This window comes from Nocardia sp. GTS18 (assembly GCF_013839555.1).
In the GTDB taxonomy this organism is placed as follows: Bacteria; Actinomycetota; Actinomycetes; order Mycobacteriales; family Mycobacteriaceae; genus Nocardia; species Nocardia rosealba.
This window is the reverse complement of the sequence record NZ_JACBIU010000001.1, coordinates 291,193-303,530: the sequence shown is the minus strand read 5'-3', so window position 1 is coordinate 303,530 and position 12,338 is coordinate 291,193. Positions and strand designations below refer to the sequence as shown.

Genomic DNA, 12,338 nt, shown 5'->3' with positions numbered 1-12,338 from the left:
CATGGACGGTGGTGCTACTGAAACACGTTCTACCGATGGTCTGGGAGTAGCTGATGAGCGTCATACCGCTGGACGAGATCGACATCTTCGATTCGGCTCACCTCGAGAATCCGTACCGCCTCTACCGATCGTTGCGTGAGACCGCACCGGTTCATCGGGTACCCGGCACCGACTTCTACCTCGTTTCGACGTGGGAGCTGGTGACCGAAGCCGTACGGCGCACCGAGGACTTCTCGTCGAATCTGACGGCGGTTCTTGTCCAGCAACCCGCGGGTCCGCCGACGACTTTCGACCTGGACGGCGGTGGACAAGCGGTGCACGTCCTGGCGACCGCCGACGACCCGACTCATCTGGCTCACCGCAAGCTGGTGTTGCCGGTCCTCGGTAAGCGGATCCGGACCCTCGGCCCCGCCGTCGGCGAGCTGGTCGACCGTTTGTGGTCCGACGGAATGCGTGACGGCCGGATCGACTGGGCCGGCGAGATGGCTGATCGTTTGCCGCTGGCAATGGTCGCGCACCTGATCGGACTGCCCGAACAGGACGTGCCGCAGCTGCTCGTCTGGGCTTACGACAGCACCGAGATGCTGGGCGGTGTGGTCGGCGAAGGGCAACTGGGCAGGCTGTTCGCGTCGGCGGCAGAACTCGCTCAGTACCTGCACCACCAACTGCAACGTGCCCGACAAGATCCCGGCGACGACCTACTCGGGGTCTTGGCCCACGCCTGCACCACCGGCGAGATCTCCGAGGAAGTCGCCGTCCTGGTCTTGGTGCAACTGGTCGGAGCCGGGGGAGAGTCCACCGCAGGTCTGATCGCCAGTGCGGCCAGAATCTTGGCCACCCGCCCGCATCTCCAGGAGCACTTACGAGCGCAGCCCGACCTCGTCGCCCCGTTTCTCGAGGAGGTTCTGCGGCTCGAGTCCCCGTTCCGCGGCCACCACCGGCACGTCACCACCTCGACGACCCTCGGCGATGTCGAGTTGCCCGAGGGCAGCCATCTGCTGTTGCTCTGGGGCGCCGCCAATCGCGACCCCGCGCGGTTCCCGGCCCCGGACGAAGTGGACATCGATCGGAAAGGCCTGACCGGTCATCTCGCCTTCGGCAAAGGCGCCCACTTCTGCCTCGGATCGGCACTGGCTCGAACGGAGGCCAGGGTCGCGATCACCACGCTGCTCGAACGCAGCGACAACTTCACCCTCATAGAGGGCGACCAACCACGATGGGTACCAAGCATTTTCGTACGCCGCCACCACACCTTGCCGCTACGCATCCGCTGACTCGCCAACGCGTCGCAATGGAGATCCGGTGGCCTCTCACCCGTACGAAACGCCGGTGAGATCCTCCGAGATCTTCCACAGTCGCGAGGCGCTGTCGGCGTCGCGCAGTGGTTTCCACAGCTTCTGCTCTCCGGGCGGGCCGCCGACTCGGCCTGGCCATTGTGGACCGTAGAAACCACCGTCTTTGGATTCAGGAGTGACCGCGGCCATGAGCGCGGGAAGTTTCGCGCTGTCCACGGTTCCCGCGATGATTCCGTGCGCCGAAAGCCAACGGATGATCCGTACCTGCATGGTGTCGCCGGTCCGTCCGATTTCCGGGCGTGCTGCGAGCAGGCTTGTCGGTGCGACACCGGGATGAGAGATATTGCTGGTGATTCCCCAACCTTTCGCGCGGCTGAGGCGACCGAGTTCGAGCCCGAGCAGCCCACACGCAAGCTTGGATTGCCGGTAGGACCGCATTCCGTCGTATTTCCGTTCCCAGTTCAGGTCTGCCCAGTTGATCTCGGCGTTGCGGGCCGCCACGCTCGATTGCGTGGTCACCCGCGCGTGACCGGCGCGTAGGAGTGGTAGGAGGTGGCCGGTGAATGCGAAATGACCGAGGTGGTTGGTGCCGAACTGCAGCTCGAATCCATCGGTGGTGGCCTGCCGCTCGGGCGGGGTCATGACGCCCGCGTTGTTCACCAGGAAATGGATCGGTGAACCGTCGGCACGCAACTGTTCGCCGAGCGCCGCGATCGACGCCAGCGAAGACAGGTCCAGATCGCGCAGAAAAAGTATCGCGTCAGGGTGCTGCTCGCGAATCTTCGCAATGGCCGCCTCGCCTTTGCGGCGATTACGGACGGGCAGGACGACTTCGGCGCCCGCGCCGGCGAGCATCGTCGCGATACCGAGTCCGATGCCATCGCTTCCTCCCGTCACGACCGCTCGTTTACCGGAAAGGTCGGGGATCGCGATGTCGTAGTTTTTGCGCACCATGGGCTACTCCTGATGTCGACCTGCGTTTGCACCGTTTCGGTACCTCAGGACGAGCCTTCCGCTCGCTACGGAACTTATCCAGGACTCGACGATCAGTGGCTGAGAGTCCGCGTCCCGACGGAGAAGGGGGAAGATGTACATATGATCGATCGAGCGGGACTCGCGGAGTTCCTCCTTGGCCGACGGCAGGCATTGCAGCCCGAAGATGTCGGTCTCCCGCGTGGCAAACGTCGTCGAACTCGTGGGTTGCGGCGCGAAGAGGTCGCCGCGCTGTGTCACATGTCCCCGGACTATTTCGCGCGTCTCGAAAGAGCAAGCGGCCCGCAGCCTTCCGAGCAGATGATCGCATCTATCGCGCAGGGCCTGCACTTGTCGCGGGACGAGCGCGACCATCTCTTCCGCCTAGCCGGGCACCAGCCGCCGAGCCGAGATGGCGACAGCGAGTTCATCAGTCCGGGCATGATGCGGATTTTCGACAGACTGACCGACGACACTCCGGCCGAGATCGTTACCGAACTCGGTGAAACGTTGCGCCAGACTCCGCTCGGTGTCGCGCTCGTAGGCGACCTGACTCGATACACCGGACCGTCGCGCAGCATCGGATACAGATGGTTCACCGATCCAGCGGCCCGTGCCCTTCATCCTGCCGAGGACCACGAGTTCTTGTCGAGAATGTATGTTTCGGGTCTTCGGGGCGTGCTCGCACTCCGTGGGCCGACGTCCAAAGCTGCCCACCTCGCGGAGTTGCTCACCACCGAAAGCGAGCAGTTCCGCACCCTGTGGAAAGACCACGAAGTCGGCATCAAACCACGAGCGGTCAAGCGATACCTACACCCGACCGTCGGACCACTGGAACTGAACTGTCAAATCCTTCTGGACCCAGACCAATCGAATCTATTGCTCGTCTACACAGCGGTACCAGGGAGCGAAAGCTACGAGAAACTGCAGCTGCTGTCCGTCATAGGTACGACCACGCCTCTCGAGGCGCGTTGAACCCGCAACAAATCCTCCCGAACCAGACCTTCGGTGGCGGGGAAACCACCATGCCGGGGCACCCCTCGGTGCCGATCAGGAGGCTGGTCCGTCGGCCTCGTCCGCGCGGTGGGAGCGTACGGCCAGCATGTACTCGCGCACGGTCAGCGCTGCTCTCAGTCTCGTGATGAGCTCCGGGTTGCGGGGGTCGAGTCCGGCGAGTCGGTAGATCCGGCGGAGCCGGTAGTCGACGGTGTTTTCGTGGATGTGCATCTCACGTGCGGTGAGCCGGCGATGTAGTCCGTTGTTCAGATGGACCCGCAGCGTGGTCACCAGCTCGGGATCTACCGCTACCGCGTCGAGCGCGGTTTCGAGGCGGTCGCGGCCGGGGCCGGGACGCGTCAGCTGATATTCGACTGCGAGATCGTCGAAGTGGTACAGGCCTGGTCGTTTGCGGAGTCTGCGCGCGACGTCGAGCAATTCGTGGCCGACTTCGGTGGCCGCCGGAATATCGTCACCCGCTGCCTCGATCGCGATCACGATCAGCGATGTCCGCACGAGCATGTGCCGAATTGTCTCGGTATCCGGCGTGCCGTGAATCAACACGGTGCCACCGAGCGTGCTGTGCAACGCGGAAACGGGTTGTGGCAGACAGTCTTCGAGCATCTCGACGAAGTTTCCGGGTGAAACAGTCCCGTGCCCGGGCGAGTGGGCGGCCACCGACAAGACGAGGTACCGCTCGGTGAGCGGTGTTCCGTGTTCACGGGCGACCGCGGACGCGTTTCGCCCGCTGAGCAGGGCACGGGCGACTGCCTGCCGACCATGGTGATCGGCGACGAACCGATCGACCTCGAGATAGACCCGGTAGATCGTCGTGTTGACCGTTTGCATCGCCTCCATGATCTTGGCGACATTGCCGAGGTTCTTTTGGTACCTCGGATTCGAGGTGTGGTCGTTCAGGTGAACACGGAACCCTGTTTGCACGAGCCGGTGGACGGTTTCGATGGGAACACCGGTGGTCGCCCATCGTGCGGCAGCGGGGCGGAGCGCCGCGCGTACATCGTGTTCGCGCGCGCCGCTCACCAATTCCAGACATTCTCTGACAACGGCATGTATTTCGTCGTGCAGGACATTGCTGGGCGCATTGTGCGGGCGAATCGCGTGCAGAACTCCGTCGACGATCCGCTGCGTCGCCCGCGAGATCTGCGCGGACGGCGCGGTCGGTAAGGCACTGGTGTCGAACATGATCATCGTTGGTGTCGGCCGCATCTCCGAAAGTAGGGTCACGACAGTTTGGCGTGCACAGGACCGCATCGTCACTCCACTGAGCGACGATTACGAGTAGCAACACGTTGTAGTCGGAGACGTTCGTTGCACCGTGCGCTGAGATGACGGTGACGAAATTGGTGCGGACGCCAGGGTTTGGCCGTATTCGACCGGACCTACCACTGCAGGCCTGTCTTCGGAACACAATCGGGGCATGCTCGTCGAAAAGCCTGTTACCGTGCGACCCGCTCTGACTGCCCGCATGCTCGCTCGATGGCCGCAGATCTCCGAACGCATGCTCGCGGAAGGTCTCGGTGCGACCACACCCGTCGACCTACCCGCCGACCACTTCACCGCGGAGGTGCTGCCGACGATCCTGACCTGCGGTCGCGCGGTCTTGGAGGCCATCGCCGCCGGTCGTGACTTCAGTCAGGCCGAGGTGGCGGTCTTCGTCGGACCCGTCGCCGAACGGCACGCCGAGGACCGGCTGCCGCTGCGAATGCTCATCGCCGCGATCCACGCATCGGCGAAGTCGTTGCTGGCCGAGGCATCGGCCTTGGTCGAACCGGACGAGATGGACCAATTCCTGATGGCATTCGGCAGACTTCTCGATCTGCTGCGCGATATCAATCTGACGGTCGTGGAGGCATACACCGAGGTCGAGCGCTCGATCTATCACGCCGAGCGGGAGGCGCGTCGCGAATTGTGCTCGGCACTGGTGCGGGGCCTGCCCGCCGAGGAACTCGCGGCCCGCGCGGACACGATTCTCGCCGATCACTACACCGTCTTGGCGATACACCTGAACGAACCGCTGCTGACTGGCAGCGCCGCGAATCTGGTGGCCCGGCGCCGGATCCGGGTGCTGCAACACGCACTCGACGACCTCACCGGCACCACCACGCCCGCCACTTTCGACGGGAAGACCGGAATCGCCTTGGTGAGCGACAGCTCCGAGACCGGCACCGTCGAAGCCCAGCAGTTCGACCGACTCGCCGCGCGACTCTCGGAGCAATTCGGCGTGACCGTGTATCTGGCCGAACTTCCCGGCGTCGGTCGTGCGGATATTCCGGCCGCCGCCGAAGACGCGATCGAACTGACCGAATTGGCGCGCCTGCGCGGCAGACCGGGTGGCTGCTACCGGCTCGACGATCTGCTGCTGGAGTACCAGCTCACGCGTCCGGGCCCCGCCCGAGCGAGACTGGCCCAACGCGTGATTCCGTTGTTGGCCAGCCCCCATCTGCTCGACGCGCTGGAAGCCCATCTGCACTACGGCGCCGACCGCAAAACAGCATCCCGTCGCCTCCACGTCCACCCCAACACCTTCACCTATCGACTGCACCGCATCGCCGAACTCACCGGCCTCGACCCCACCGTCCCCCGGGAATCCCGCATGCTCGCGGCCGCCCTCACCGTGCACCGACTCGACTCGTCCCGACGCGCGGTGGATTGAGTTACGCCTATCCGGTGGTTCGGGTCGACGTAACCCGCTGGTCGACGAGGCCTCAGGAATGCGTCTTCCGCAGTGCCCGCTCGGCGGCGTTCGCGCCACACATGCCGTGCGCGCCCGGGCCCGGTGGCGTCGCTGCCGAGCACAGATAGTGGCCCGGGACGCCGATATCGTAGGGCTGGAGGGTCTTTCGCGGGCCGAAGACCAGCTGCGGGATGTCCTTGGCGCCGGTCATGATGTTGCCGCCGACGAAATTCGGGTTGCCCGCGGCGAATTCGGCCGTGCTGTGGACCGACATGCCGATCACCCGCTCGCGGAAGTCGGGGGCGAAGCGCTCGAGTTGAGCGATGATCGCCTCGGTGGCGTCACCGGTGTAGCCGTTGGGCACGTGGGCGTAGGTCCACACGGGGTGGATGTCACCGACCGAGCGGCCGGGGTCGGCCAGATACTGCTGACCGACCAGGACGAAGGGGCGCTGTGGCAGCCGGCCCGCGTGGATGTCGCGTTCGGCCGCGGCGATCTCGGCGAAGTCGCCACCCAGGTGCACGGTGCCCGCCCGTCGCGCGGCGGGGGCGGTCCACGGGACACCGCCCTCGACAGCGAAGTCCACTTTGAAAGCGCCCGGCCCGTAACGGAATCGGCGGTAAGCGCGGGCGATACGGGCGGGTAGCCGGTCGCCCAGGATCTCGGCGACCGCGGTCGGCGCGAGATCCCAGATCGTGATATCCGAGGGCGGCAGGTCCGACGTCGAGCGCACCTGGATACCGGTTTCGATCTTGCCGCCGTGGTCACCGAGGACCGCGGCCATAGTGTCGGTGATGCGCTGAGAGCCGCCGACCGCCACCGCCCACCCGTATCGGTGGCCGGCGGTGAGGATGCCGAGACCGATACTGGCGCTGAGCGGCCGGTGCAGCGGATGGAAGGCGTGTGCGGCGACGCCGCCGAACAGCGCCCGACCCTGCTCGGTGCGGAAGGCCCGCGCCAGGAAGGTGGCGGGCAGCGTCGCGGGAATCCCGAAGCGCGCCAGCCGGATCGGATGCCGGGGCAGGTGCAGCAGCGGCCGCATGATGTCCGCGCTGGTGAGGTCGTAGCCGGCCACCGGGCCCTCGAACAGCCTGCGCCACAGCCGCTCGTCGGCGCCGAGTCCGGCGGCGGTGTCGCAGACCGAGCGGTGCAGCACCCCCGCGCTGCCGTCGTCGAGGGGGTGCACGCAATCCAATTCCGCATGCGCCCAACGCAATCCGTACCGCTCTACGTCGATGCCGCGCAGGAAGGACGAGCCGACGGCCATCGGATGGATGGCCGAGCAGTGGTCGTGCAGCAGGCCGGGCACGATCGCCTCGTGGGAGCGGGTGCCGCCGCCGATGGTGTCGGCCGCTTCCAGCACTGTCACTTCCAGGCCCGCCCGGGCCAGGGTGATCGCCGCTGCCAGCCCGTTGGGGCCGCTGCCGACCACTGTCGCCGTCTTCATGAACTCGTCCTGTCTGTCTGCGGTTTCCGGGCTATTCGGTGGGCTGGACCGTGGTGTCCGCGCGGCGGGACACGATCGGGGCGTCGACGTCTTCGCGCCGCCAGGTCACCTGGTGGGGGATGGGACCACCGGGCAGCCAGGGCAGTGCCTCGACCGCGTCGGCGACCCGCCAGGTGCCGCGCTCGATCACGCCGACAGCGGCGTCGATCACCATGTACTCCTGGGTGGGTTTGTGGATGGGCTGCGATTCGACCCAGACCACGATCCATTCTCCGGGCACGAACCCGACCCGCTGCTGGACCGCCTCGATCAGGTCGAGGTTGTGCAGGTGCCCGTCGCCGAAGTTGAAGCCGATCAGCGAGTTGCAGGCGAACTCGGCTTCGCGCACGGTCCAGCGGTCGATATCGGGAATGTGCTTGTACAGCAGGGAGAACAGGCCGCGGCCCTGACTGTGCATGGACCGCCAGCCGATGGTCTGCTGCATGGTGATCTCGGCGACGGTCGGCTCGTAACCCATGGCCTGGAGCTGCTCGAGCTGGTTGAGCGTGGGCCGGTGCTCGATGGTGTTCAGCTTCTGCTCCGCTCCGGGGGCGAAGGCCCACAGCGCCGAGGCCCAGTTGCCCGCGTACTGACGCATCGACGGCAGGAACGACACCAGGTCCGGGCGCAGGTTCCCGACGATCGGGAAGAACGCCAGCGCCACGACGATCGCCAGGGTCAGCCACGGCGAGGACATGTCGAACACCGCGTACCCCTCACCGTTCGGGTAGCCGAGGAACAGGAACACCGTCAGGTAGGCGAACAGGATGTTCCATTCCAGTGGCACCGCCAGCGGAAAGGTTGAGGTGATGAACAGGTGGAACACGACCATCATCGCCACGCCGGCCAGGGTAAGCCAGTGGTTGGTGGAGAACAGCAGCACGATCGGGGTGACCACCTCGACGGTGGTGCCGCCGACGTGCGCCATGAACGCGGCGAGCCTGGACGGGCGGATGTCGTGCGGGAAGTCGCGGTAGTGGGCTCGCTTGACCGATCGGAACGGCACGGAGGGGCTGTTGGACACCATCGGCGGCACGACATTGGTGAAGTGCTTGCCGAACTTCGACACCCCGGCGCCGACCCATACGATCACGATCAGCAGCTTGGCGGCGATGATCATGTCGGTGAACGGCAGCAGGGCGAAGAACACCAGCGCGGGCAGATATTGCTCACCACGCGCGGCCAGGAAGATCGTCTTGTCCCGCAGCCCGCACAGGATGTACAGCGCGATCGCGGCGATGAGCAGCGCGGGGCTGATCAGCCCGGAAGTGTTGTCGGGCAGGCGTTCCAGCAGCGACTGCGACGGGCGTCCGGGCGCCAGCAGCGCGAGCCCGAGGGTCGCGAGGAACCCGAGGTACAGCACGACATCCAAGGGGGTGCGGGTGTTGCCCGCGGTGAACGGCACCCGCCGCCACGGTCGTAGCCGGATGGTTCCCGGCCGGGCGAAGAACAGCACGCCACCGGTCATCGGCTTGAATTTGCCCGCCAGCGGACCCCAGGATCCGGCCACGCCGATCGCCTCGAGCAGGACGGTCCACACCACCAGCTTCTGGTAGACGATCGGCTGATCCCACCAGGCGCCGATGTCCCAGAACGGGCCGGTTCCCGAGGTCAGCGTGGACACCAGGACGCCGCCGAAGATGTAGAGCACCAGCAGTTTCAGCACATAGACGGTGTGGATCATCTTCGGTGAGCCGAAGCCGTATTCGACCCAGTGCAGGGCCAGGGTGCGCACACGGTCGCGCAGTGGCAGATCGAGAAATGTCTCCGTATCCACCGGGGGGAAATCACCTGTTTTGAACCCCATTGTTCTCATGCCTTTCTTGTCGTGTTCCGGGCGCGCGCGACCGCGACCGGAATTGCCTCTGATTCCGAATTACCTTCCGGTGGAGGGTGTTCAGGCGGTCGTCGCGAGCGCGCGGAGCCGGTTCTTGTCGATCTTGCCGACGGGATTGCGCGGCAGTTCGGTGGTGAGCACGATCGCCGCGGGCACCTTGAACGCGGCCAGCCGCGCGCGGCAGTGCTCGGTGAGTTCGGCGGCGGTCACGGCGCCGGTGGTGACCACGTGCGCGACCGGCACCTCCCCGAGCACCGGATCGGGCGCTCCGACCACCGCCGCCTCGTGCACGGACGGATGGGTGTAGAGCGCGTTCTCGATCTCCTTCGGGTAGAGGTTCTCCCCGCCACGGATGATCATGTCCTTGATCCGGTCCACCAGGACCAGGTAGCCGTCGGGGTCGAAATAGCCGATATCGCCGGTGTGCAGTCGGCCGTCGACCACCGTCTTCGCCGTCTCCTCGGGCTTGCCGAGGTAGCCGCGCATGACATTCGGTCCGCTGATCACCACTTCGCCGCGTTCCCCGGCGGGCTGCGCGACGCCGTCGAGGTCGACGACCTGCACGGTCTGACCGGGCAGTGGCAGGCCGACCGTGCCCGGCTTGCGTTGTCCCGACGCCGGATTCAGTGTCGAGGCGCACGTGCCCTCGGACAACCCGTAGCCTTCCACGACCGGGACACCGAAACGGTCCTCGAATCGGGCGATGAGCTCTGCGGGCATGGGTGCCGCACCGCAGATCGCCAGCCGCAGCGAGGAGGTGTCGGGACACAGCTCGGCGGGCTGGGCCACCAGCATGGCGTAGATGGCGGGCACGCCGGAGAAGTAGGTCGGGCGGACCCGCTCGACCAGGTCGAAGAAGCCGGTCGCGGAGAACTTCCCGGCAATCGTGGTGCGGCCACCGGCCAGCAGCGGCGACAGCACGCTGACCACGATCCCGTTGACGTGGAACAGAGGCAGGATCAGCAGACTGTGGTCGGTGTGGTCCAGGCCGAGCGCGCCGATGACCATCGCGCACATGGCGGCGAGGTTGTCGTGGCCGAGTAGCACGCCCTTGGGGCGGCCGGTGGTACCGCTGGTGTAGATGATCAGGGCCAGACCGTCGCGAGGGGCCACTGCCGCGACCGGGCCGGCGGAATGCGCCAGTTCGGCCACGTCGAGGGTTGTCCCCGCTCGGCTGGGGTCACCGACGACCACCAGGGCTCGCGAATCGGCGATCTGAAAGCTGATGTCGTCGTCGGTCAGTCCCGGGTTCACCGGTGTCACCGCCGCACCGAGTTGCCAGGCGGCGAACAGCACGACCACGAGGTCGACGCGGTTGGGCAGCACCACCGCGACCACGTCACCCGCACGCACACCCGCCTGGCGCAGCACCGAGGCGGCGCCGTGCACCCGGTCCCGGAACTGCGCGTTCGTCAGCGCGGTGGTGTCGTCGGCCAGGCACGGCGCGTCCGGCGCGGAAACCGCTCGGGTGGTGGGCAATTCGACGATCTGTCGCATGATTCCTCACGAGGCTGATTGTGATCTGGGTTACATCACCCACGGTAGGGACCGGCCTTGGCGGCGGCTACGGGCCGGGAGACCAGCGTTGCGAGCCCCCGTTGTGCCACGGGTACAAACAGCCTGGTCGGCGGGTAGGCGCGGGGTAGTGTCGGCGCCCATGGCCCCCGACTACGACGCCCTTGTCCGCGAGGTGGCGGGCCGGATCAAGGCGGATCTGGACCGGCTCACTCCCGCGATGACCACGATGTTCGCCGACACCATCCTGGAGTTCCGCCACGATGACGAGATCCGCCGACTCATGGTGGCGAGCACCGAGTCGAACCTCACCGCCATCATCGACATCCTCACCCTCGGTATCGGGCTCGACGACATCACCGTGCCGCCCGCCGCCGCCGAGTACGCCCGCCGCTTCGCCCAGCACGATCTGTCGCTGGAGGCGCTGCTGCGGGCCTACCGGCTCGGCGAGCACATGTTCGTGCAGTGGACGATCACGCTGCTGACCGAGCTGGCGCCGCCGACCGCCATGGCGCTGGCGGCCGCCGCACGCGTCGCCGAGCTCGTCAACAGCTACATCGATCAGGTGATCGAGGGCCTGATCGATATCTACGGCACGGAGCGACGCCGCTGGGACGCGCGCACCGATGCCGCTCGTGCCGCCCAGGTCCGCGCGGTGCTCGACGCCGAGGAGCTGGATCTGGCCTCCGCGGAGCAGATGCTGTCGGCGTCACTGCGCGGCTGGCACCAGTTCGTGCTGCTGTGGACACCGCCGGGAACCGCCGACCCGGGGCCTGTGTTGCGAGCCGGCATCCAGGTGCTGGCTGCGGTGTCGGCCCGTTCACCCATGACCGTCGAAATCGACGAGCACACCCGCTGGGTGTGGCTGGCTTCGACCGGCAGGCCCGTCCTCGACACCGCGCGGCTGGTCCGGGAGCTGCGCGCGACACCGATTCTCTCGATGGCCGTGGGGGATCCCGCGACCGGGCTCGCGGGATTCCGGCAGAGTTTCCACGACGCACAGCGGGCTCGCTCGGTGGCGGTGGCCGCCCGATCCCGCGGTGTGCTCGCCTACGCGGACGTGGCGCTGACCGGGCTGCTCGCCGATGACGTGACGCGGGTTCAGGCCTGGGCGGCGCGCGTGCTCGGCGGACTGATGGGTACCGACGAGACGGCGGCCAGGCTCCGGGAGACGGTGCGCGTATTCCTCGACGCGCGAGGCAGTTACACCGATGCCGCCGCTCGTCTGCACGTTCACAAGAACACCGTGCACTATCGGGTGCGCAAAGCCGAGGAGGTGCTCGGGCATCCGCTCACCGAGCACCGGCTCGACATCGAGGTGGCGTTGCGGGCCTGTGTGCAGTTGGGGCTGCCGAGGTCCTGAACCGTCGTGGTGCCGACGACCGCGTACATACCCGATGAGGGGTGGAAACGGCCGTCACCATTTGTTGTGGATTCCTCCGAGGATTGTGCGGCGAGCGAAATGGGAACGTCAAAACCTCGCCCGGAATAATGAGATTCGAGCATCGTCGTGATCTGATCGAGATGTCCCGAGGTTGGGAT

General features: G+C 66.3%; 9 protein-coding genes. 4 read left to right on the top strand and 5 right to left on the bottom strand.

What is annotated here, in order from left to right; genetic code table 11:
* Nucleotides 1-53 precede the first annotated feature (53 nt).
* Nucleotides 54-1,274: a cytochrome P450 gene (locus HYG95_RS01480; protein WP_181696201.1), complete on the top strand. Its 1,221-nt coding sequence runs from the start codon at nt 54-56 to the stop codon at nt 1,272-1,274.
* Nucleotides 1,275-1,310: 36 nt separating this feature from the next.
* Here the strand turns inward: HYG95_RS01480 and HYG95_RS01475 are convergent, their stop codons facing one another.
* Nucleotides 1,311-2,249: an SDR family oxidoreductase gene (locus HYG95_RS01475; RefSeq protein WP_181696200.1), complete on the bottom strand. Its 939-nt coding sequence runs from the start codon at nt 2,247-2,249 to the stop codon at nt 1,311-1,313.
* A 141-nt stretch (nt 2,250-2,390) separates the two neighbouring features.
* Here HYG95_RS01475 and HYG95_RS01470 point away from each other — a divergent pair, with 141 nt between their 5' ends.
* Nucleotides 2,391-3,242 (top strand): helix-turn-helix transcriptional regulator, encoded by an 852-nt coding sequence (locus tag HYG95_RS01470; RefSeq protein ID WP_181696199.1) that lies wholly within the window; start codon nt 2,391-2,393, stop codon nt 3,240-3,242.
* A gap of 75 nt (nt 3,243-3,317) precedes the next feature.
* Here HYG95_RS01470 and HYG95_RS01465 read toward each other — a convergent pair whose 3' ends face one another.
* Nucleotides 3,318-4,466, bottom strand: a complete 1,149-nt coding sequence (locus tag HYG95_RS01465) for a CdaR family transcriptional regulator (protein ID WP_181696198.1) — start codon at nt 4,464-4,466, stop codon at nt 3,318-3,320.
* Between the two features lie 283 nt (nt 4,467-4,749).
* Here HYG95_RS01465 and HYG95_RS01460 point away from each other — a divergent pair, with 283 nt between their 5' ends.
* The gene (locus HYG95_RS01460; RefSeq protein ID WP_255494923.1) at nt 4,750-5,937 is read left to right on the top strand and encodes a CdaR family transcriptional regulator; all 1,188 of its coding nucleotides are present in this window, start codon (nt 4,750-4,752) and stop codon (nt 5,935-5,937) included.
* Between the two features lie 52 nt (nt 5,938-5,989).
* Here HYG95_RS01460 and HYG95_RS01455 read toward each other — a convergent pair whose 3' ends face one another.
* The 3 genes from HYG95_RS01455 to HYG95_RS01445 form a co-directional block, all read right to left on the bottom strand.
* Nucleotides 5,990-7,405: an NAD(P)/FAD-dependent oxidoreductase gene (locus HYG95_RS01455; RefSeq protein ID WP_181696196.1), complete on the bottom strand. Its 1,416-nt coding sequence runs from the start codon at nt 7,403-7,405 to the stop codon at nt 5,990-5,992.
* Between the two features lie 31 nt (nt 7,406-7,436).
* On the bottom strand, nt 7,437-9,251 hold the full coding sequence (locus HYG95_RS01450) for a DUF3556 domain-containing protein (RefSeq protein ID WP_181696195.1): 1,815 nt from the start codon (nt 9,249-9,251) through the stop codon (nt 7,437-7,439).
* A 90-nt stretch (nt 9,252-9,341) separates the two neighbouring features.
* Nucleotides 9,342-10,778, bottom strand: a complete 1,437-nt coding sequence (locus HYG95_RS01445; RefSeq protein WP_181696194.1) for a class I adenylate-forming enzyme family protein — start codon at nt 10,776-10,778, stop codon at nt 9,342-9,344.
* A gap of 160 nt (nt 10,779-10,938) precedes the next feature.
* Here HYG95_RS01445 and HYG95_RS01440 point away from each other — a divergent pair, with 160 nt between their 5' ends.
* Nucleotides 10,939-12,159: a helix-turn-helix domain-containing protein gene (locus HYG95_RS01440; protein ID WP_181696193.1), complete on the top strand. Its 1,221-nt coding sequence runs from the start codon at nt 10,939-10,941 to the stop codon at nt 12,157-12,159.
* Nucleotides 12,160-12,338 lie beyond the last annotated feature (179 nt).